The 20881-nt window shown below is 66.9% G+C and carries 20 protein-coding genes, 3 tRNA genes, 2 pseudogenes and 1 riboswitch; of the genes and pseudogenes, 12 read left to right on the top strand and 13 right to left on the bottom strand.

The genetic code is table 11. The features are described from left to right. Positions 1–68: 68 nt before the first annotated feature. From arsS to ACTFO6_RS12955, 3 genes are all read right to left on the bottom strand, one after another. Positions 69–1037 (bottom strand): arsenosugar biosynthesis radical SAM (seleno)protein ArsS, encoded by a 969-nt coding sequence (gene arsS / locus ACTFO6_RS12945; protein ID WP_439934866.1) that lies wholly within the window; start codon positions 1035–1037, stop codon positions 69–71. Between the two features lie 39 nt (positions 1038–1076). Beyond that, entirely contained in the window at positions 1077–3212 is a 2136-nt protein-coding gene (locus tag ACTFO6_RS12950) for an FAD-dependent oxidoreductase (protein ID WP_439934867.1), read from the bottom strand. A gap of 90 nt (positions 3213–3302) precedes the next feature. Then, on the bottom strand, positions 3303–3929 hold the full coding sequence (locus ACTFO6_RS12955) for an arylesterase (protein WP_439934868.1): 627 nt from the start codon (positions 3927–3929) through the stop codon (positions 3303–3305). An 82-nt stretch (positions 3930–4011) separates the two neighbouring features. On the opposite strand from ACTFO6_RS12955, the pseudogene ACTFO6_RS12960 reads away from it, so the two are divergent. From ACTFO6_RS12960 to ACTFO6_RS12970, 3 genes and pseudogenes are all read left to right on the top strand, one after another. Then, positions 4012–4641: pseudogene (locus tag ACTFO6_RS12960) on the top strand (ABC transporter ATP-binding protein); the annotation flags it as partial. Next, a complete protein-coding gene (locus ACTFO6_RS12965) occupies positions 4638–7136 on the top strand; it encodes an ABC transporter permease (protein ID WP_439934869.1) in 2499 nt (832 codons plus the stop codon). The pseudogene ACTFO6_RS12960 and the gene ACTFO6_RS12965, both read left to right, overlap by 4 nt. Positions 7137–7209: 73 nt before the next feature. Further along, positions 7210–7299: transfer RNA gene (locus tag ACTFO6_RS12970), tRNA-Ser, on the top strand. A gap of 563 nt (positions 7300–7862) precedes the next feature. Here the strand turns inward: ACTFO6_RS12970 and ACTFO6_RS12975 are convergent. The 6 genes from ACTFO6_RS12975 to ACTFO6_RS13000 all read right to left on the bottom strand — a co-directional run bounded on the left by ACTFO6_RS12975 (position 7863) and on the right by ACTFO6_RS13000 (position 11804). Next, on the bottom strand, positions 7863–8312 hold the full coding sequence (locus ACTFO6_RS12975) for a helix-turn-helix domain-containing protein (RefSeq protein ID WP_439934870.1): 450 nt from the start codon (positions 8310–8312) through the stop codon (positions 7863–7865). Continuing rightward, positions 8309–8614 (bottom strand): type II toxin-antitoxin system RelE/ParE family toxin, encoded by a 306-nt coding sequence (locus tag ACTFO6_RS12980; RefSeq protein ID WP_439934871.1) that lies wholly within the window; start codon positions 8612–8614, stop codon positions 8309–8311. Before ACTFO6_RS12980 ends, ACTFO6_RS12975 begins: the two co-directional genes overlap by 4 nt. A 145-nt stretch (positions 8615–8759) precedes the next feature. Continuing rightward, a complete protein-coding gene (locus ACTFO6_RS12985; RefSeq protein WP_439934872.1) occupies positions 8760–8909 on the bottom strand; it encodes a hypothetical protein in 150 nt (49 codons plus the stop codon). A 17-nt stretch (positions 8910–8926) separates the two neighbouring features. Further along, on the bottom strand, positions 8927–10222 hold the full coding sequence (locus tag ACTFO6_RS12990) for a surface lipoprotein assembly modifier (RefSeq protein WP_439934873.1): 1296 nt from the start codon (positions 10220–10222) through the stop codon (positions 8927–8929). 66 nt (positions 10223–10288) lie between these two features. Further along, complete coding sequence (locus ACTFO6_RS12995) at positions 10289–11236, bottom strand: transferrin-binding protein-like solute binding protein (RefSeq protein ID WP_439934874.1); 948 nt, start codon at positions 11234–11236, stop codon at positions 10289–10291. A 118-nt stretch (positions 11237–11354) separates the two neighbouring features. Further along, a complete protein-coding gene (locus tag ACTFO6_RS13000; RefSeq protein WP_439934875.1) occupies positions 11355–11804 on the bottom strand; it encodes a 6-pyruvoyl trahydropterin synthase family protein in 450 nt (149 codons plus the stop codon). Between ACTFO6_RS13000 and ACTFO6_RS13005 the strand changes: the two genes are divergently transcribed. Beyond that, the gene (locus ACTFO6_RS13005; RefSeq protein WP_439934876.1) at positions 11803–12744 is read left to right on the top strand and encodes a radical SAM protein; all 942 of its coding nucleotides are present in this window, start codon (positions 11803–11805) and stop codon (positions 12742–12744) included. The genes ACTFO6_RS13000 and ACTFO6_RS13005 overlap by 2 nt on opposite strands. Positions 12745–12798: 54 nt before the next feature. On the opposite strand, the gene ACTFO6_RS13010 is transcribed toward ACTFO6_RS13005, so the two are convergent. Then, on the bottom strand, positions 12799–13092 hold the full coding sequence (locus ACTFO6_RS13010; RefSeq protein WP_439934877.1) for a helix-turn-helix domain-containing protein: 294 nt from the start codon (positions 13090–13092) through the stop codon (positions 12799–12801). 316 nt (positions 13093–13408) lie between these two features. On the opposite strand from ACTFO6_RS13010, the gene ACTFO6_RS13015 reads away from it, so the two are divergent. The 5 genes from ACTFO6_RS13015 to ACTFO6_RS13035 all read left to right on the top strand — a co-directional run bounded on the left by ACTFO6_RS13015 (position 13409) and on the right by ACTFO6_RS13035 (position 16350). Further along, positions 13409–14638, top strand: coding sequence for an aspartate kinase (locus ACTFO6_RS13015; protein WP_439934878.1), 1230 nt, complete (start codon positions 13409–13411; stop codon positions 14636–14638). Positions 14639–14803: 165 nt separating this feature from the next. Then, positions 14804–14897: transfer RNA gene (locus ACTFO6_RS13020), tRNA-Ser, on the top strand. Positions 14898–15038: 141 nt separating this feature from the next. Then, a tRNA-Arg gene (locus ACTFO6_RS13025) sits at positions 15039–15115 on the top strand. A gap of 222 nt (positions 15116–15337) precedes the next feature. Further along, positions 15338–15784: a DUF6647 family protein gene (locus ACTFO6_RS13030; RefSeq protein WP_439934879.1), complete on the top strand. Its 447-nt coding sequence runs from the start codon at positions 15338–15340 to the stop codon at positions 15782–15784. Positions 15785–15804: 20 nt separating this feature from the next. After that, a complete protein-coding gene (locus tag ACTFO6_RS13035; protein ID WP_439934880.1) occupies positions 15805–16350 on the top strand; it encodes a glutathione peroxidase in 546 nt (181 codons plus the stop codon). On the opposite strand, the gene nfi is transcribed toward ACTFO6_RS13035, so the two are convergent. Continuing rightward, positions 16343–17041: a deoxyribonuclease V gene (gene nfi / locus ACTFO6_RS13040; RefSeq protein WP_439934939.1), complete on the bottom strand. Its 699-nt coding sequence runs from the start codon at positions 17039–17041 to the stop codon at positions 16343–16345. The two genes, ACTFO6_RS13035 and nfi, sit on opposite strands and share 8 nt — an antisense overlap. Positions 17042–17122: 81 nt before the next feature. On the opposite strand from nfi, the pseudogene ACTFO6_RS13045 reads away from it, so the two are divergent. Then, positions 17123–17689: pseudogene (locus ACTFO6_RS13045) on the top strand (endonuclease dU). Here the strand turns inward: ACTFO6_RS13045 and ACTFO6_RS13050 are convergent. Both ACTFO6_RS13050 and ACTFO6_RS13055 read right to left on the bottom strand, forming a co-directional pair. Next, on the bottom strand, positions 17686–18525 hold the full coding sequence (locus tag ACTFO6_RS13050; RefSeq protein WP_439934881.1) for a CheR family methyltransferase: 840 nt from the start codon (positions 18523–18525) through the stop codon (positions 17686–17688). The pseudogene ACTFO6_RS13045 and the gene ACTFO6_RS13050 sit on opposite strands and share 4 nt — an antisense overlap. Positions 18526–18551: 26 nt before the next feature. Further along, a complete protein-coding gene (locus ACTFO6_RS13055; RefSeq protein WP_439934882.1) occupies positions 18552–18998 on the bottom strand; it encodes an NUDIX domain-containing protein in 447 nt (148 codons plus the stop codon). A gap of 123 nt (positions 18999–19121) precedes the next feature. Here ACTFO6_RS13055 and ACTFO6_RS13060 point away from each other — a divergent pair, with 123 nt between their 5' ends. Further along, positions 19122–19991 carry an isoaspartyl peptidase/L-asparaginase family protein gene (locus tag ACTFO6_RS13060; RefSeq protein WP_439934883.1) on the top strand — a complete coding sequence of 290 codons (870 nt, stop codon included), beginning with the start codon at positions 19122–19124 and terminating at the stop codon, positions 19989–19991. 54 nt (positions 19992–20045) lie between these two features. After that, a riboswitch (yybP-ykoY riboswitch) is annotated at positions 20046–20172 on the top strand. A gap of 134 nt (positions 20173–20306) precedes the next feature. Continuing rightward, entirely contained in the window at positions 20307–20873 is a 567-nt protein-coding gene (locus ACTFO6_RS13065; RefSeq protein WP_439934884.1) for a TMEM165/GDT1 family protein, read from the top strand. Positions 20874–20881 lie beyond the last annotated feature (8 nt).

Here is a 20881-nt window from a genome sequence, read left to right on the forward strand (position 1 = left end):
GCGGGCTGTCGTGGACCGCCGCCGATCATAGCACGCGGCGCTTACGCCTCGAAGGGCGGAACCGCCTTTCAGCCGTTTCGCAGCGCTCCGCCGCAGCTCGATCCTTGCCCGGCGGTGCAGCCGAAGCAGTGGTCGGCCACCAAGATGGGGTTGCCGTCCAGGTCACGGCCCATGAGGTCCTGCAGATGGACCCGGGCGTGGCCGTTCAGCTTAAGGCCCAAGCCCAGCATCTGGTTGAAGTCGCAGTCGTAGACGAAGCCCCGCCAGTCCACGCTCAGGAGGGAGCGGCACATGACGTGCTCCAGGTTATCGTCCTGATGGGCGCCCCGCAGGAGTTCCATGTACTGGGCGAACTGCCCCTTGGACACCAGCATGGAGCCGAAGCGCCGGATCGGCATGTTGGCGAGGACGAACAGGCGGTTGAACCGGATGCCGAAGCGTTCCCCCAGGTGCTCCCGGTAGGCCCGCTCCAGGACGTCCTGGGCGGGAGGAAGCTGAGGTCCTTGGGGGTTGTAGACCAGGTTAAGGACGAGGGACGACCCTGGCATGCCGTAGCCCAAGGCGTTCAAGCGTTGCAAGGCCCGGATGCTGGCGTCGAAGACCCCCTTGCCCCGCTGGCGGTCCACGTTTTCCTCCAGGTAGCAAGGCAGAGAGGCGACCACCTCCACCCGGTGCTCCGCGAGAAACTCGGCCAGGTCCGCCTGCCCGGGCTGCTCCAGCACGGTCAGGTTACAGCGGTCCATCACCTCTACCCCTAGGGTCCGGGCCTCCCGCACCAGGCGCCGGAACTGGGGATTGAGCTCCGGGGCCCCTCCGGTCAAGTCCAGGCGGGTCACCTGGGCGGCGGCGAGGAAAGCGAGTACCTGGTCTGCCGTCTCGGCGTCCATCATCTCGGTCCGGGTGGGGCCGGCGTTCACGTGGCAATGGACGCAGGCCTGGTTGCACTTGTATCCCAGGTTGACCTGGAGGGTTTCTAGCTTGCGGCGCCGGATGGCCGGGAAGCTCGAGTGTCGGAGCAAGGGAAGGGTGGCGTGCATGGGCGTCCGAGGGATGTCGTCAGCGTTGCCGGAATCGGGTCAAGCAAGCCGCCACCGGTGATAGCGGCCCACCCATTCGAGGAGCCTTCGGGGAGCGTGGGCCTTCTTCCACGCCCCCGCCGCGTACTTGTTGGCCTCGGCCAGGGTCGGGTAGATGTGGATCGTGCCCAGGATCTTGTTGAGCCCGATGTCGTGCCTTATGGCGAGCACGTATTCGGCGATCAGGTCGCCCGCGTGCTCTCCCACGATGGTGACCCCGAGGATCTTGTCTTTGCCCGGCACCGTCAGCACTTTGACCAGCCCGTGGGCGGCTTCGTCGGCGATGGCCCGGTCCAGGTCGTCGAGGCCGTAGGTGGTCACCTCGTAGTCGATGCCCCGTTCCTTGGCGTCTTGCTCGTTGAGCCCCACCCGGGCCACTTCGGGGTCGGTGAAGGTGGCCCAGGGGACCACGGAGTAATCGGCGCGGAACTTGTGGAACTGGCCGAACAGAGCGTTCACCGTCGCGTACCAAGCCTGGTGGGCGGCGGTATGGGTGAACTGGAACGGCCCGGCCACATCGCCGCACACGTAGATGTTGGGGTAGATCGTCTGCAGGAACTCGTTGGCCTCGATGGTGCGGCTCTGGTTGACCGGAATGCCCAGCTCCTCGAGCCCGTAGCCGGTGGTGTTGGGGACGCGCCCCACCGCCACCAGCAGGTCGTCGAAGGGGAGGCGCGCCTCGGCTCCGTCCCGCTCGGCGACGAGAATTTTCTCGCCGTTTTCCGTGAGAAAACGCTTGGCCTTGTGGCCGATGCGCACGTCGATGCCCTCCTTACGGAAGCGCTGAAGCACCATTTCGGAGATTTCCGGATCTTCCCGGATCAGGAGCCGGGGCAGCATTTCCACCTGGGTCACCCGGGAGCCGAAACGGGCGAAGGCCTGGGCCAGCTCGCATCCGATGGGCCCGCCTCCCAGCACCAGCAGCCGTCGCGGAAGCCGCCGGAGGGCCCACACGGTGTCCGAAGTGAGGTAGCCCATGTCCTCGATGCCCGGGATCGGAGGGACCAGGGGGCGGGCGCCGGCGGCGATCACGATGCTGCGGGTGGTAAGGGTGCGCCCGTTCACTTCCACCGTGAAGGGGGTGGCGATGCGGGCTTCGCCTTGAATCACTTCGACGCCCAGGTGGGTGTAACGTTCCACCGAATCGTGGGGGGCGACCGTGCGGATCACCCGCTGCACCCGCTCCATCACCTCGGCGAAATCGAACTCCACCTGGATGGAACGCAGCCCGAACTCCCGGGCGCGCCTGGCCTGGGCCAGGAGCTTGGCGGTGCGCAGCAGCGCCTTGGACGGCACGCAGCCGGTGTTGAGGCAGTCCCCGCCCATGCGGTCTTTTTCGATGAGGGTCACCTTGGCGCGCACCGCGGCGGCAATGTAGGCGGCCACCAGGCCCGCGGAGCCGGCCCCAATTACCACCAGATTGCGATCGAACCTCGCGGGCCGGGGCCAGCGGGCGTAGACCCGCCGAACGCGCATCAGCGCCACGATCTTCTTCGCGATGAGGGGGAAGATCCCCAGCAGGGCGAAGGAGGCGAGCAGGGTGGGCGAAAGGATGCCCGACAGGCTTTCCAGGCGGGCGAGCTGGGTGCCGGCGTTCACATACACGATCGTTCCGGGGAACATGCCCACCTGGCTCACCCAATAGAAGGTCCAGGTCTTCATGGAGGTCAGCCCCATGGCCAGGTTGATCATGAAGAACGGGAACACCGGCACCAGCCGCAGGGCGAAGAGGTAGAATGCACCTTCCCGCTCGATCCCCGCGTTGATCGCCTGGAGCTTGTCCCGGAAGCGGCTCTGGATGGCGTCGCGGAACAGGAAACGGCTGGCGAGAAAGGCGAGCGTCGCCCCGATGCTGGAGGCGAAGGACACGATCACGGTTCCCCACAGCAGCCCGAAGATGGCGCCGGCCACCAGGGTCATGAGGGCCGCGCCGGGCAGCGACAGGCCGGCGACCGCCACGTAGAGCGCGAAAAACCCCATGGCGCTCGCGAGGGGGTGGGCGTGGTGATAGGCCACGATGGCCGCCTGCTGGGCCCTGAAGTGCTCCAGGGTGAGATAGCGGTCCAGGCCGAAAGCGAAAAAGGCCGCGACCAGGCCCGCGAGGGCCAGCAGGACGATCAGGCGCACCTTGGTCATAGCGGTTTCCTCGAAGGAGGCATCCGGAGGGCCGGGGAAGCCGGCGGCGCCGGGGTTTTGCCCACTTGGTCGCTCCTTGCGTCGGGATCCTTACATGCTCTTACGGCTGGTGCGGCGGGATCCGGAATGGGCGTCGAGCAGGGGTTTGAGGGCCGGCCACACGTTATCGAGCATCAGCGCCTGGGCGGGCTCGCCGGGATGGATTCCGTCGGCCTGGAAAAACTCTAGGCGCTCGCCGAAGCCCTCCAGGAGGAAGGGCACCAGGGGCACCCCGTAGCGCCGGGCGAGCGCGGGGAAGAGGGCGTGGAACTTTTCGATGTAAGGTCTGCCGTAGTTGGGTGGCAAACGTATGCCGGCGAGAACGACGCGCGCCCCCCGAGCCTGCGCCGCTTCGATGATGGCCGCCAGATTGTCCCGGGTGGTCTCCGGGGCGAGCCCCCGCAGGCCATCGTTTCCTCCCAGGGCCACAATGAGGACTTCGGGCCGATGGCGCTCGAGGAGCCCCGCGACGCGATTGCGCCCGCCCAGGGTGGTTTCACCGCTTACGCTGGCATTGACCACCTGGTGGGGATAGCCCAGGGCGTGCAGCCGCGCTTCGAGCAACGCGACCCAGCCGCTTCCCGCCGGGAGGCCGTAGCCCGAAGAGAGGCTATCGCCGAGTACCACGATGACCGGCCCGGCGAAGGCGGCGGGAGAGGCCGCCAGCCAGACCAACAAGATCAGTCTCTTCAACATGGGTCAGAACGACAAGGCATTGCTGCGCGCCTGCGGCTTGGGCAAGCGGGTGAATGTGGGCAGCCGCACCCTCGCCATTTTGAGCGATGTGAGCTTTGAGGTCGAGCCGGGGGAGGCCGTCGCGGTGGTGGGCGCCTCGGGGTCCGGGAAAACCACCCTGCTGGGACTGCTGGCGGGGCTGGACGTTCCCACCGAGGGGCGGGTGTACCTGGATGGGATCGACCTGTTTTCCCTGGACGAGGATGCCCGGGCGCGGCTTCGGCGCGACGCCATCGGCTTCGTGTTCCAGTCGTTCCAGCTCTTGCCGGCCATGACGGCGCTGGAGAACGTGATGCTGCCCCTGGAGCTGGCGGGAAGGCGCGACGCGCGCCGGGCGGCGCTGGGGCTGCTCGAGCGGGTGGGCCTGGAGGAGCGCCTCCATCACTATCCCCGGCAGCTTTCGGGGGGCGAGCAGCAACGGGTGGCCCTAGCCCGCGCCTTCGCTTCCACGCCCCGGCTGCTCCTCGCCGACGAGCCGACAGGCAACCTGGACCCGGCGACCGGCGAGGAGATCATCGCCCTCATGTTCGACCTGAATCGGGAGCGGGGCACCACCCTGGTCCTGGTCACCCATGATCCGGCGGTTTCGCAGCGCTGCCATCGCCAGTTGCGGCTCCACGGGGGGCGGCTTCTGAACGGGGAGGATCGTCCGTGACTCTGGCGCAGGAGCTCTTCCTCGCGTTTCGTTTCCTGGGACGCGACCTGCGGGCGGGGGAGCTGCGGGTGCTCGCGCTGGCGCTCGCGATCGGGGTGGCCGCCGTGACCACGGTGGGATTTTTCAACGACCGGGTTCGCGCGGCTCTGGTGTCCCAGGCCAACCGCCTGTTGGGGGCCGACCTGGTGGTGGCCGGGAACCGACCCCTTCCCGAGCGCTTCCGGAAAGAGGCCCAGGCCCTGGGGCTTGCCACCGCGGCGCTCATCAAGTTTCCCAGCATGGCCTTTGCCGACGAGCGCAGCCTCCTGGTGGATGTGCGGGCCGTGGAGCAGGGCTATCCCCTGCGGGGCGAGCTGCGGGTAGCGGACGCGGTGGGGATGCGCCCGGCGCGGCGCAGCGCGCCGGCGCCCGGGACCGTGTGGGCGGACCCGCGGGTGCTCTCTCGCCTGGGCGTCACGGTGGGTGACCGGCTCTGGCTGGGGGAGCGCTCCTTCGCCATCGGGGGCGTGATCGAGCAGGAACCCGAGAGCGTGGCGGGCTTTTTCAACCTGGGGGCCCGAGTGATCCTCAACCTGGAAGACCTGCCCGGCACAGGGCTCATCCAGCCCGGCAGCCGCATTCGCTATCACCTGCTGGTGGCGGGCCCCCCGTCGGCGGTGGAGCGGTTCCACGGCTTCGCCGCTCGCGCCGCCGGACCCGGCCAGAAGGTGGACAGCATCAGGGACGCCCGGCCCGAGATCCGCTCGGGGCTCGAGCGGGCGGAGCGGTTCCTGGCGTTGTCTTCCCTCGCCGCGGTGATCCTGGCGGCGGTGGCGGTGGCCCTCGCCGCCCGTCGGTACTTGCAGCGGCATTTCGACGCCTGCGCCATGCTGCGCTGCCTGGGGGCGAGCCAGGGGTCTATCCTGAGGATCTACGGCGGGGAATTTCTGTTCCTGGGATTGACCGCGGGTGCGGCGGGAGCGCTCCTGGGCTGGGCGGGCCATGGGGGCCTTCTCGTGCTGCTCGCCCCGGTGGTGGGCGGCGGGCTGCCGCCGCCGGGGCTAGCGCCTCTTCTCGAAGGTTACGCTGCCGGATTCGTGCTTCTGTTCGGCTTCGCCATGCCGCCCCTGGCGGCGCTAGCCCGGGTGCCGACCTTGCGGGTGCTGCGCCGGGAATTGGGAGTGCCCAGGAGCGCCGGGATTCTGGGTTATGCCTTTGGCATCGCGGCGATCGCCGCCCTCATCCTCCGGCAAGCGGGGGATTGGCAGTTGGGGCGCGTCGTGCTCCTGGGCACGGCGGCGGGGCTCGCCGCGGCGGGCGCCCTGTCGTGGCTCCTGGTCCGGGGGCTCGCCGCCCTGAGCGGAAACGGCACGGGCGCCTGGCGCATGGGGCTTGCCAATCTCCGACGCCGCCCGTTTTCCACCGCCGTCCAGGCTGCCGCCGTGGCGATGGGGCTGATGGCCATGCTCCTGCTCACCCTGGTGCGGGGCGATCTCCTCCAGAGCTGGCGATCCAGCTTGCCCCCGGATGCGCCTAACCGGTTCCTGGTGAACATCCAGCCGGACCAGCGGCAAACCTTGGGGCGCTTCTTCGAGGCGCAGGGTATCCCCCCTCCCAAGACCTATCCCATGGTGCGGGCGCGGCTCGCGGCGATCAACGGCCGGCCCGTCTCCTCGGCCGATTACGCCGACGAGCGGGCCAAGCGTCTCATCGACCGGGAATTCAACCTGTCCTGGGCGGAGACGCTGCAGACGGATAACCGCATCGTGGCGGGACGCTGGTGGACCCCCGAAGACCGGGGACACGCCGCCTTCTCCGTGGAGCAGGGGATCGCCGAGACCCTGGGCATCCGGCTGGGGGATACGCTCACCTATGACATCGCGGGGGCTACCTTGTCCGGTCCGGTCACGAGCCTGCGCAGCGTGGATTGGGATTCCTTCCGGGTCAATTTCTTCGTGGTGATGCCGCCGGGCGTCCTGGACGGCTACCCGACGAGCGATGTCGCGAGCTTTCATCTGCCCCGGGCACGGAGCGAGGTCATGGACGCCCTGGTCAAGCGCTTTCCCAACCTGCTGGTCATCGACGTGGCGGCGGTCCTTGCCCAGGTGCAGGCCCTCATGGATCAGGTGATCCGGGCCATCGAGTTCGTTTTCCTGTTCACCCTGGCCGCGGGGGTGCTGGTGCTCTACGCCGCCATCGCGGCGACCCGGGACGAACGGCTGGCGGATGCGGCCATCCTGCGCACCCTCGGCGCCCAGGCGGCCCAGTTGCGGGCGATCCACCTGGTGGAATTCGCGCTGATCGGCCTGATCGCGGGCGTGGTGGCGGCGTTCGGCGCCACCGCCGTAGGCTGGGCCGTGTCCACCCGGGTGCTGAACGTCCCCTTCCAGATGAACAAGACCCTCTGGATCGCCGGCATCCTGGCGGGCACCGCGGGCGTGACGCTGGCCGGATGGCTGGGAACGCGCCGGGTCGCCGAGCAGCCGCCGCTCAAGGTCTTGAACGCCGTGGCTTAGCCGGGCTCCGAGCGGCTTGGACGGGCAAAGGGCCGCCGAGTAAACTTTCGTTCCGGTGCGGCAGTTGCGCCGCGGAAGGGTGGCAGAGCGGTTGAATGCACCTGACTTGAAATCAGGCGCACCCGCGAGGGTGCCGTGGGTTCGAATCCCACCCCTTCCGCCAGAATCAAAATGGCCCCTCAATGTAGCCATTTTGGTTCTAGAGGGGCGGGTGTGTGGACGAACCGCAGGGTTCGACCACCCGAGCACCGCTTGGCTGGGACGTCACGAGCGCAGCGAGGGCCGAGGCTTTCGCGGAGGCAACGCGCCATGGTCAGCCCTCGTAATTGTCGAGCATTTCGGTCAACTGGCGGGCTTGGTACGGGGAAAGCAGCCGTTGCAGTTCTTTCTGGAAGTGCAAGATCACCGGCTCCCCCCTTCGAGCATAGACGGTATGGGAGCCCTTGCCCCGCCCTGACGAAGCCGATACCCCCCGCCGCCTAGCACGCGTCCTCGAGTGAACCCGCGTCGACCCAGGCGACCGGGGCATGGCGCGGGGCGCTTTCAACGCGCAGAGCTACTTCCCGCGCCGCCTCTCAAGACCCGGCGCGTTCGGGCACAGCCTGGGCGAGCTCGGCGGCCGTGCGCGCGCAGGAATTCCGCGGCAAACTCCTCTTCCAGCGCCTCGTACTCCTGCCGGAAAGGCAGCGTCCTTCAGCCACCTTCACTTGAGCGTGGCGAATCTCGTCATCGCCGCCCTCGTTTCAATGGACCTTTCCGCAGGGCGCATTTCTTTGCCGCCGCCCGCTTGACCACGGGGACGGCTTTCCTTGACGCCGCCGCCTTGGCTTGCTGCGCGGCGACGAGGTGCTCGATCCCTGCGCGGGGGTCCGGGCTGGGGTCCCGAAAGGCCCGAAGAACCGCATCCGGCTCCTTCGACACGATGTAGAGCAGGCTTCTCGCAGGCCCCTGGGGCTCGCGGCGCCGCTGCTCCCAGTTGCGCAGCGTTCCCACGCTCACGCCCAACAGGCCGGCGAAGGCGTCCTGCGACAGCTTGAGTTCCTTTCGGATGTGCGGCACGTCCTCGGCCGTGGGCAGCGTCACTTCATGCGTGGCAAGCTCGGCCTTGCCCCGGGTCCAGGCGGCCAGCTCCTCAAGCCCTTCGATGATCTCCCGTCCGATGTTTCGCTTGTTCATGTCAGCCGTTTCACCCATTGGGCGATGGCGTTGCGTTGGGCCTGGCTCAGATTGGCCCGCTCGCCCTTGCCATAGATGGTCAGCATGAAAATTTGCTCGTGCGTCCTTCGCCAGAAGTAGATCACACGCATGCCGCCCGACTTGCCCTTGCCTTCGATGCTCCAGCGTACCTTCCGCACCCCGCCCGTGCCCTTCATCACCGCATCGGCGTCCGGGTGCTCCATCAAGTAGGCTTGCAACCCGCGGTAGTCGTCATCCGATAGGTAGCGCGGCAGCAGCTTCGTGAAGGTTGTTGTTTCCACGGGATGTTTTATGATACGTCAATGACGCACCATAAGACAAGCGGGGGAAGGCCCCCAAAGGCCGGGGGAGGAGATGCACCCACCCCCAAGGAGCGGGCACGGCTGGAATCAGACCACGACGGCGGAGCGCTCACTGGGTGGCGAGTCAGCCCGCCTTGTGGAGCGGCACCACGTTCTCCGGCATGGCCGGCGCCGCCACCCCGCGGGCGCGCCGGGCGGACTCCAGCACCCCAGTATCATAAGCCGTGTGCAGGACGTGGGAATGACGGTGCGTTTCGCTGCCACTTCTGTGCACCCCGCTTGACGAGGCGCTCAGAATGCCCGCGAAACCCCCACCGCCACGAAGTTGCGCCGGTATTCGTGGATCGGGATGGTGGAATCGTTGCGCTCGAAGCTCACCGCCACGTAAGGGGCAAAGCCCGCCACCGCCCAGTCCCGGATCAGGAACTCGAAGTCGAGCCGCCACAGCCGGTCTTTGCGCAGGATCCCGAACAAAGGCTGCTCGCCGAGATAGCGAAAGCGATTGGCGGTGAGCCGCGCCTCGAAATTGAGCCGGGCGGGAAGCTCCTTGCTGTAGCGCAACACCCCTTCCATCGCCTTGTAGCTGAACGCCTCTTCCCGGGCGTAATGGCGCCCGACCTGGACGCTTGCGCCGAGGGCGGAGGTGCCGTCCAGGGCGTAGCGAAGGTGCAGGCCGGCCCAGGGCTGGTGGCCGGAGAGGTCTTCGAAGCGGTCGTAGTCGAGCAGGCGCCAGGTCAAGCTCTCCTGGGCCAACACCCGCCTGCCGAGGGGATGGCTGTGGCTCGCCTGGGCGATGCCGCCGGCATAGAGCCCGCGGCCCTGATACCGGGCGTAGACGGGACCCGCCTCGGCGCTAACGACGGAGTCGCCGAGAAAGGCGTTGCGGCCGAGGGTTGCCTGGGCGTAGTAGAAGTCGGCGAAGCGCCCGGGGTATTCCCGGGCGGCCACCGCGCCCCGGACGAAACTGCGGTTCTCCGAGCCGAAGGCGTAGCGAGCGTCGGCGTTGAACCCCACGCCCAGGGAATCCCGGGGGCGGGACTGCGGATCGACGACGAATTCCAGGCCGAACAGGGTGATTCTCTCCGCCCGGGTGGCGTTGGCGGGGTTGGTGTCCCGGATCAGGGTGGCGGTGAAGCGGATCCAGGTGGTCTGGGCTTCGATCGCCCGCAGGAAGCGAAGCACGTTCTCCCGCGCCGCGGGCGGCAGGTCTTCCCCCAGCGCCGCTTCGAAGTGGTAGCGGGCCGCTTCGAAATCCCCGGCGAAGTACAGGGCCCGGGCGAGCTCCAGGCGGACGCGGATCAGGCGGGGGTCCCGGGTGAGGAGGGAACGAAAGCGCTCCACCGCCTGCCGGTATCGGCCGGTCTGGAGGGCGTGGAGCCCCTGGAGGAAAACGATCTGAGGATCGCCGGGAAGGGTTGCCGCGAGGCGCTCGATCAGCCGCCCCGCGTCCTCGGTGCGGCCTTCCGCGAGCCACTGGGCCGCCAGCGCGCTCGCCTCTTCATGGGAGAGTTCTAGCGTGATGTTCGCGGCCCAGCTCCCCGTCGCGGCCCACAGCCAGGCGATCAAGAGCCAGCGGGGCCAGGGCATGGAGAGGGGAAACGGGGATTCAGCGGGTGGTAAGAAGGGGGAAGAGGGCGGCCGGGCGGTGGCTTTTCATTGTTTCTTCAAAGCGAAGCCGCCGACCATTTGCTCTGTATTGCTGGCGTTCTTCACGAAGAACGTGCCGCCCAGCTCGGCGGCCTGGGGACCATAGAAACGGGCGGAAGCAGGGCCGGTCAGATTGTTAGTGGTTGTCAGCATGCCGGTGAGGTTGTTCGTGCCGCCTGGATAGGTTAATGTCCCGGAGAGATTCAATTCATTGGCGGGAATTTGAACGGTCGTTCCTTCTTTAACGATTACAGTATTGGTCGTATTTAGGGAAACGCTCGGCGAGGTGAAGGTGAAGTCGGCTGTCGCGCTGGCATTCGCACCCACTGCGTACACCGCGGTGCCGTCGGTGTAAGTCCCGATAAGCTTGCCGCTGTACGTAGCGCTGCCCGAGATCGGAATATCACTCCCGCGGGTGATGGCACCCATAGAGAAGTACCCCCCCTGGGACGGATTCGCGCCGGGGAAGGTTTCATATTCCCAGATACCAAGCGCGGAATACCTCAAGCCAAGGGCTTGAGGCTCGAAGAAGGTCATTCTACGAACACCGCCAGCTCCTCTGTTGATACTTTGAAACTTGTAGGCGACCCCGAATTCACTATCTGTCTCGGTCGTTGTGGTGAAGTTATCGAAAGTCTCGGTGAACAGCTGGCTTCCTTCGAACGTTACCGTGATGTCGATCGAGGTGAGGGTACCGCTACTACCCCTTACCGTGCCTTCGATCTTGTTGTCGTTGCCAGATCCGCTCGCGGGCGTGATGGCGCTGCTGTTCAGACGGTAGTTCTGCAGTGTCCCGTCGATGGTGGCGGGAGAGCTGAACAGGATCTCGTTATACGTGGGGGAGTTCGGGGCAAGCCCCGAAGAACTTCCGCCGCCCCCGCCGCAGGCCGCCAACACCATGGGAAGCAAAAGCGCGATGGGTAAGAGGACGGGGCGAAGCGGCGGGATGATCATGGAGCGGCCTCCCTGGAACGTTGACGTTCCGATGGCAAGAAAATTGTATCGCGGGCGTGACAATCGCCCGCGGGAAGAATGTAAAAGCTTGTGAAGCCTTGGTAAAGGGGGATGGCGCCTAAAACCGCTCGCGCACCGCGTCCGCCCAGCAGTTGGGCGTCTCATAAAGGCGCACCCGCTCCAGCCGCAGGTGGTTGCCGTAGGTGTCCCGGTAGGCGGCGTCCAGGATGCGAAAGGCTTCCAGCGCCAGGTTCTCCGCCGTGGGCGGGGCGCTGAGGACCACGGTCTTGTGACCGGGCAGGGAATTAAGGAACTTCACCACCGCCGCGTCCTTTTCGTAGACGAGGAAGGCGTGGTCCCAGGCCTGCACCAGGTGGCGCCAGGCGATCGCCCGCACTTCGGCGAAGTCCATCACCATCCCCTGTTCCGGGGCCCCCTCCCTGGTGATAATGTCTCCGGAGAGGGTCACTTCCAAGGCGTAGCGATGCCCGTGCAGGTGGCGGCATTGGCTGCCGTGGCTGGGGATGCGGTGACCGGCGTCGAATTCCAGGCGGCGAGTGATCAGCATGGGGCAAAGAGACGAGAAAAATCAAAATTATAGCATCGAAGCGCGCAGCGATCCGGGCGCAGGCACGGCGTTTTTGACCCTAGAGCGCGGCGGCAAGCGGCTATCCACCACCGACCACGATCGGGACGCGGCGGGGCTGCGCTACGTGTACCCGGTGTTGTCCCGGCGCGCTCGGGGGCTTTCGGTGGGGGTGAACCTCAATACCAACAACGCCTGCAACTGGCGCTGCATCTATTGCCAGGTGCCCGGGTTGATCCGCGGAAGCGCCCCCCCGGTGGACCTGGAGCGGCTGGAGCGGGAGCTGCGGGCGTTCCTTAGCCAGGTGATTCACGGCAATTACCTGGAACAGGCTGCTCCTCCGGAGATGCGCCGACTCAACGACGTGGCCCTTTCGGGCAACGGGGAGCCCACCAGCGCCCGGGGGTTCGACCGGGTGGTGGAGCGGATAGGGCGGGTCATGCAGGAAATCCCGGTGCCGCCGCAAACCAAGCTCATCCTGATCACCAACGGGAGTCTCATGCACCGCGCCGCGGTCCAGCGGGGCCTCGCCCGGATGGGGGAGCTGAACGGGGAGGTGTGGTTCAAGCTGGATCGGGCGACGCGGGAAGGACTGGCCAGGGTGAACCACGCGGGCTTGGGGCCCGAGCGAGTGCGGGCGAATCTGGAGATCGCCGCGGGGCTATGCCCCACTTGGATTCAGACCTGCGTGTTCCTGGAAGACGGCATGTCCCCCAGCGATGGGGAACGGGCGGCGTACCTGGCGTTCCTGGCGGACGCCTTGCGGGACGGTGTGCCACTCAAGGGGGTGCTGCTCTACAGCCTGGCCCGGCCGTCCATGCAGCCCGAGGCGCCCCGGCTTGCCCCGGTGGACGACGCCTGGGGAAGGGCCCTGGCGGACGACATCCGGCGCCTGGGGTTGCCGGTGGAGTGGACTCCCTGAAACGGCTCTCGAGCCTTGGAGCCCTTGGAAAAAGTCCGACTGCGTCCCGAGAGCTCAGCGGCGGGGCCGTTCCCGGGCCGCCTTCAGCAGCGAGCGGTAGAGCGCCGGACGGGCTTTTTTCAGGTAGTGGATAATCTCCATGTCGCGGCGGTTCACCGAGGCCAGATCGAGGCCCTCGACGTGCACGAGCCGCAATAGCTCCCGCACGGGCCGGGGCATGGGCCGCCCGCTTTCGTAGCGGGATCCGCCGCTCTGGGTGACGCCGATCTTGCCCCAGAACTCCGTTTGGCTCATCCCGAGGCGCTGGCGGATGAGGCGTGGATTGTCGAGCCGGGTTGTCGCTGGCATATGCAAATCCTGTGTGCGAGTGGAAGGGCTATCGCATTCGCATAGTGTAACCGGTTACGCGGCCCATTGCACTAGGAAAGAAAGGATGGGAGCGCTTTTTGTTCCCTATGCCATTGGTTTCGACTTTGTGCGCCGCCTTGGTTTTACATAATCCTAAGCTTGTTTCCGATTAGTTCTCGGTTTTTGAGGAATGTTTCCGGACGACACATCAAGGTGCCTGGCGGCACAGGCGCGGAGGTCTTCGATCGGATTACGCTGATCCTCCTCAGCGGCGACAAAAGCCATTAAAATTTCATCTTTTTCATCTATAGCAGCCGTGGCTCTGATCGTGCAGAAATACGGTGGGACCTCCGTCGGGACCACCGAACGCATCAAAAACGTGGCCCGCCGGGTTGCCAGGTACCACGCCCAGGGGCATCAGCTCGTGGTGGTGGTGTCCGCCATGGCGGGGGAGACCAACCGCCTCATCGCCCTGGCGCGGGAGGTCCAGGCCCATCCCGATCCCCGGGAGCTGGACGTCATGGTGTCCACCGGCGAGCAGGTGACCATCGCGCTACTTTCCATGGCGCTCATGGACCTGGGGCTCAAAGCCCGCAGTTACACAGGCGCCCAGGTGCGCATCCTCACCGACAGCGCCTTCACCAAGGCGCGCATCGTGAAAATCGACGAGGACAAGATCCGCCGCGATTTGGCCTCGGGTGCGATCGTCGTGGTGGCCGGCTTCCAAGGGGTGGACGAAGAGGGAAACATCACCACCCTGGGCCGCGGCGGCTCGGACACTACCGCCGTCGCCCTGGCGGCGGCGCTGAAAGCGGAAGAGTGCCAGATCTACACCGACGTGGACGGGGTCTACACCACCGATCCGCGCATCGTGCCGGAAGCCCGGCGCTTGAAATGCATCACGTTCGAAGAAATGCTGGAGATGGCGAGCCTCGGATCGAAGGTGCTCCAGATCCGCTCGGTCGAATTCGCCGGCAAGTACAAAGTGCGGCTGCGCGTGCTGTCCAGCTTCGAAGAGGACGGGGAAGGCACGCTGATCACGTTCGAGGAAGACGAGAAAATGGAACAGGCAATCATTTCCGGCATCGCGTTCAACCGCGACGAGGCCAAAATCACCGTGCTCAACGTTCCCGACCGGCCGGGCATCGCCTACCAGATCCTAGGGCCCATCGCCGACGCCAACATCGACGTGGACATGATCGTCCAGAACGTGGGGCACGACGGCATGACGGACCTTTCCTTCACCGTCCATCGCAACGAATACCAGAAGGCGCTGAAGATCCTGCGAGATCAAGTGGCTCCCCACATCGGCGCGGCCGGCGTGACCGGCGACGACAAGATCGCCAAGGTCTCTGTGGTGGGGGTCGGGATGCGTTCCCACGTGGGCATCGCCAGCAAGATGTTCCGCACCCTGGCCGAGGAAGGAATCAACATCCAGATGATTTCCACCTCGGAGATCAAGATTTCGGTGGTGGTGGAAGACAAATACATGGAGCTGGCGGTGCGCGCGCTGCACAAGGCGTTCGATCTGGACCAGCCCCAGTAACGCGGTTTGACCGGCAAGGCGCGGGACCGCTATGCTACGCATGCCGGTTCGCGGAGATGTCCGAGAGGCCAACGCCGCAAGGCGTTCGTGGATGGCGGGGCGCCAAGGCGCCCCCGAGGCCGCGAGGGCATCGGGCAGGCAGACCAGCCGAGTTTTGGATTGCACGGAGAGATGCCCGAGAGGCCGAAGGGGGCGCCCTGCTAAGGCGTTATACGGGCTTAAACCCGTATCGAGGGTTCGAATCCCTCTCTCTCCGCCAGATTGGCAAATCGAAAAACCCCTGCGCGAGGCGTTTTCCTTGGCATGGCGTGGCACTGGCAGGAGAGTTCGGGGAGCCTGCCGCTCTGGCGGGCGTGGATGGATGCGTCGGCCGAGCACCCTTTGCTATAATCAACGCCTCGCGCCCGTAGCTCAGTTGGATAGAGTACCTGGCTACGAACCAGGGGGTCGTGGGTTCAAATCCTGCCGGGCGCGCCAAAGAATCAAGCACTTGGGGGCCGCTGTGCGCGGCCTCTTGTTTTTGGCTCGGAGCTTTCGCGCAAAAGAAAGTCCGGAAATCTCGAATCTTCGCGGGAGAACGTCCGCCTGACGCTTGTCTAAAATGGAAGCGTGAGCCGTCTGGCTCGGCGAGGAGGGTGGATATCGTTTTTATCCAGCGGTATCTGCCGCGTTTCTTTTCCCCGCGTCCGCTTTCGTTCGATGCGCGAATTGATCCTGGCGTTGATGGCGTGGATTGCGGCGTACACCGGTTTGCCCGTACCTGATCGTCTTCCTGAGGTGGCGTTCGCCACCCACTGCGAGATCCAGAGGCTCGCGTTCGCGGGAAAAAGGCAGTGCAGCGAGACGGAGGGCGCCGTTGCCGCTTACGACCACAGAAGCCGCACCATTTACCTGCCGCGCAACTGGTCTCAGGACAACGTCTACCACGTGAGCATGCTGCTGCACGAGCTGGTCCACCATATGCAGGCCGAGGACGGGTTGCATATGGGCGTGCCGGGCGTCTGCCCTGGGCGCGATCTCGAGCAGCCGGCCTATTCCGCCCAGATTGCCTGGTTGAAGGAAGCGGGCGTCGAGGATCCGCTGGCGATGATGGGCATGAATGCGCTGTATCTCGTCATGGTGACCTCTTGTCGGCACGGGAATTGAACGGAAAAGGGAGGGGACCGGTGCGTTCCGCTTGTCTGGTTGCGGCGTTTGCCTTGATGTTGTCAGCGGTGGGGCCTGCGGCGGCAGAGCCCGTGGACTGGGACGCCTTGGGGCTTGTGGCCATCGACGGAAAACCTTTCCCGAAGGGGACCTTCACCGACAAAGTGGTGCTGCTGGTCAACACCGCCTCTTTCTGCGGCTACACCCCGCAATACAAGGGGTTGCAGGCGCTCTGGGAGCGCTATCGCAGCCGCGGCCTGGTGGTGCTGGGCGTGCCCTCCAACGATTTTGGCAACCAGGAGCCGGGCAGCGAGGCTAAGATCAAGGAATTCTGCGAGGTGAATTTCGGTGTCACCTTCCCCATGACCACCAAGCAACGGGTGCGGGGACCGGACGCCCATTCCCTGTATCGCTGGGCGGCCCGGGCCCATCCCGAAGCGGTGCCCAGATGGAATTTCCACAAGCTGCTCATCGGCCGGGACGGCCGCTTGCTGGCGGCGTTTCCAAGCCAGGTCGAGCCCGTCTCGCCCCGGCTCACCGAAGCGATCGAACGCGCGCTCAACTGAGCTTCCAGGCGGTCTCGCCCGCTCCCCTTTCGGGATGGGAGGCCAGCCGATGGGCCCAACGGGTGGTCTCTGGCAGGCGATAGCGGGTGACGCAGCCCATCACGTAGCGCAGGGCCGTCTCCAGGCTCACTCGATGGCCCGCCGACACGTAGATCGGCGCCACGCCCGCGCGGGTGCGCAGCGCCGCGCCCACCACTTCTCCCCGATCCATCAGCGGGCGCCACGCACCCCGCACGTCCGGCACCGGCTCGTGCTCGCCGATCAAGAGGGTTTTCGCCACCCCGATGGTGGGCAGGTCGCAGATGATTCCCAGGTGGGAAGCGATGCCCAGGCGGCGGGGATGGGCGTAACCCTGGCCGTCGCACAGCAGGAGCTGGGGAGTTCGCCCCAGCCTTTCGAGCGCCTGGAGCACGACGGGAATTTCCCGGAAAGAAAGGAGCCCCGGGACGTAGGGAAAGGTGACCGGTGCCCGAGCCACGGCGTAGTCTAGGGGCGCCAGGCCGGGGTAGCCCAGGACCACCACCGCGCCCCGCGCCGTGCGGCCCTGGTCCTCGAAGCCCACGTCGACGCCGCCCACCGCGCTCACTTCCGCCAGCCGGTCGCCCAGTTCCACCCGCTCCCGCAGGGCTTCCTGCAGGCGCATGGCGTCCCGGGGTGCTAGGTCCCAGGGATGGGAAAGCTGCACGTGCAGGGAGGACACTGGGAGGCTTGATCGTTTGGAAGTTACGTTTTTACTTTATCACGCATTCTTGGATTCTCCGGGCAGGCGCCCATGGCCGACGGCTACTCCCATGTGGTGGGGTTCGACGACGGGCCTTTCGAACCGGGCCACCGGGGCGATGTGTTGCTGGTGGGGGCGGTCTACGACGGGCCCAGGCTCGTGGGCGTGCTCTCCGCCAAGGTGCGCCGGGACGGGACGAACGCCACGCGGGTGATTGCCGATCTGGTGCGCAGATCCCGGTTCTTTCCCTAACTCCAGCTCGTGCTGCTGCAAGGCATCGCGGTGGCCGGATTCAACGTGGTCGATCTTCCCGCGCTGCATCGGCGCCTGGGTCTTCCGGTGATCGCCGTGGTCCGGCGCCGGCCCGATATCGATGGGGTTCGCCGAGCGCTCCTCGAGCGCGTTCCTGGAGGGCGGCGCAAGTGGACGCTCGTCGAAGCGGCCGGCCCCGTCGAGCGGATCGAGGGACTGTACGTGCAGCGGGCGGGCATCGACGCGGACGCGGCGGGACGCGCGCTGCGCCGGCTCGCGATTCACGGGACGCTCCCCGAGCCCTTGCGGGTCGCCCATCTCATCGCCAGCGGGATTGCCGGCGGGGAGAGTCGGCATCGGCCTTAACGGGCGAGGGGCGTCCCGTTGGCGCACTTCTGGTAGAGCCCGTACCGACCCGGCCAAGGGCGCAGCTCCGGCATCCCGGGGGGAAGCTGCTCGTGGTAGCCGACGAGGAGCAACCCTCCCTCGTTCAAGCGCTCTGCGATCTGCCGGCCCACCGCGGCGCAAAGGGCGGTGTCGAAGTAAGTAAAGACCAAATTGCGGCAGAGGATGAGATCGAAGGGCCCTTCCAGCCACTCACGGCGGATGTCTTGGCGCTGGAAGCGGACGCCCCGCCGGTATTCCTCTCGCAGGCAATAGCGGGCTCCGGCGGGCTCGAAGCCCAAGTCCAGCCATTCGGGAGGAAGCTCCCTGAGGCTACTCCTGCCGTAGCAGGCCTGGGCGGCGCGCTGCAGCAGCGCTTCGTCTGCGTCCGTGGCGAGGATGGAAAGATCCAGGTCCGGAAAGCGCGGCTGCACTTGGAGGCGCCAGAGAAGCGCCAGGGAATAGGGCTCTTCTCCGCTCGCGCATCCTGCGCTCCAGGCCCGCAGTTCGGTTCGGCCCGCCCGGGAGACGGCTTCGCCGAGCCGTGGCAGACCCACCTCGGCGAGCAGCTTGAACACGGCCCGGTTGCGGAAGAGCCGGGAGATGGTGATGCGGCAGAAGCCGTCCAGGACCCCCCACTCCGAAGGGTGGGAGGCAAGATACTGAATGTAGGCAGCCGCGCCGGATAGTCCCAACTCGCCCATGCGGCCGCGCAGGCGCCGGCACACTTGTCGGCGCACCTTGCGGAAGCCGGCCCAGCGATAGCCCAACTGGGGCAGGGCCCACTGGAGGAACTGGACGCACTCCTGGTCGGTCACGGAGGCTCGTCCGCTTTTTACAGCCCTCAGGACCGCCGCCCCTCGGGGATCGGAGCGGAGGCGATGCGTTGCCGGGCCCAATCCAGGATCGGGTGCAGCCGCGGAGGCAGTAGCTTTCTGGCTTCCTCGAAGCGCGTCCAGCGGTACTCGTGGTGCTCCGGGCGCCCCAGCTCCGGCGAGACGGGAAGGGCCACGGGAGCGCCCGGCGACTCGGCCAGGTAGAAGCGGGCGATCTTGCCCCCGGCGTAGGGCTCGGTTTCCCGGTAGTCCTCCCCCCAGGGAAAGCGCAGATCGTTCAAGGAGGTCTCTTCCTCCACCTCGCGCAGCGCAGCCTGCAACGGTCCTTCCCCGGGCCGGGGCAAGCCCTTCGGAAAATCCCAGTTGCGGTAAGCCCGGAGCACCAGGAAGCGCCACCCATCGTCCCACCGCCGCACCACTACCGCCCCGGCGGAGAATTTGCCCCGCTCTGTCATAGAAACCCCTCGCGCCCGTGCCGGACCCGTCTCTCTAGCGGCGCGCCGAGCCGCTTGTCGCCGGTGCCCGCTCCCTCCATACTCCCGGGGCGCGCAATTGGGGTCAATCGGGAGTTAAAGGCCATGTTTGCCATCGCGGTTCACGGGGGCGCGGGTGACTGGGACAGGGGGTCGGAAGGGCCCGTGCTGGCGGGCGTGGAGGAGGCAGCCCGCGCCGGTGCCGCCATCCTCGCCCGGGGCGGCTCGGCCCTGGACGCGGTGGTGGAAGCGGTGCGCCTCCTGGAAGACAACCCCCTTTTCAACGCGGGTACGGGCTCCGCCCTCACGGCGGCCGGGGAGGCGGAGATGGATGCAGCCGTCATGACGGGCAGCCGCCTCGCTTGCGGGGGCGTGGCCTGCATCCGGCGGGTGCGCAATCCTGTGCTGGTTGCCCGCCGGGTGCTGGAGGAGGGCCGCCACGTGCTGCTGGCGGGGGAGGGGGCGCTCGCCTTCGCCCGCCGGTGCGGGTTTCCCGATTACGACCCGGTCACGCCCGAGCAGCGGGAGCGGTGGGCTCGCGGCGGGGCCCGGTCCGGAAGAGAGGCACCCGGCACCGTGGGGGCCGTCGCCCTTGACGCCGCAGGGGAGCTGGCGGCGGCCACTTCCACGGGAGGGACCTTCCTCAAGTCCCCAGGACGGATCGGCGACAGCCCGATCCCCGGCGCGGGCAATTACGCCACCTCCTACGCGGCGGTGTCGGCGACTGGATGGGGGGAGTTGATGCTGCGCCTGTGCGCGGCCAAGGGGGTGTGCGACGCGGTGCGGGCGGGCCGCGGCGCCGCGGAAGCGGTGACGGAGGTGCTGGAGGAAATGTCCGCCTGCCTGGGCACGGACGCGGGCTTCATCGCCGTGGACCGCAACGGCCACCTGGGCGTGGGCCACCTGACCCGAGCTATGCCCCACGCGGTGGCAACCCGCCAGCGGCCCGAGCCCGTGGCCCGCATGGGCGCATGAAGCCGTGCGGGCGGCGTTGCTTTTGCGCCGGGTGCGGCTTTCCGGTAAGCTTCGCCTCCTGTCATTGGGGAGTAGCCGCTCCGCCTCCCCGGCGGAGGGCCGCGTCAACAGGCTTGGCCTGGGGACTTTTCCGTGGCCATGGCGCGGCCGGTACGAGGGAAATTCGGCGACCTGGGTGCCTCTCGCCGTCCAAAGACGGTGACACGGGCGCCGAGAGCACCGCCCTTTCCTGGCGAGACCTTTGGCTCGGAGCGCCGCTTCCGGTCGGGCCGGCGCTTCGCGCCATCGGTTGAGCGCCCGACCCGGAGAACCCCGTTGGAAGCCTTCCTCGTTTCCACCGTCGCCGTCGCCTTGGCGGAGATCGGCGACAAGACCCAGCTCCTCGCCTTGGTGCTCGCGGCCCGCTTTCGCAGGCCATGGCCCATCGCGGCGGGAATCCTGTTCGCCACCCTCGCCAACCATACCGCCGCCGCTTGGATCGGGGCCTGGCTCTCGGGCTGGCTCTCGCCCGAGATGCTGGGCTGGATCGTCGGCGGCTCCTTCCTGGCCATCGCCGCCTGGACTCTGGTGCCGGACCGTCTAGAGGAGGGCGCCGGGCCGAAGGGTCGGTACGGGGCGTTTCTGACCACCCTGGTCGCGTTCTTCCTGGTGGAGATCGGGGACAAAACCCAGGTGGCGACCGTGGCCCTGGCGCTCAAGTATCCGCAAACGGCGCTGGTGGTGGCGGGCACCACCCTGGGCATGCTTCTCGCCAACGCGCCCGCTGTATGGCTGGGAAGCGCCGCCGCCCACCGCATCCCGCTCCAGGCGGTGCGCTACGTCGCGGGAGCGATCTTCGCCGGCCTCGGGATTGCCACCCTGGCGCGGTTCGCCCTCGCCTGATCTTGGCG

This window comes from Pelomicrobium sp. G1, assembly GCF_051905455.1.
Classification (GTDB): domain Bacteria; phylum Pseudomonadota; class Gammaproteobacteria; order Burkholderiales; family UBA6910; genus Pelomicrobium.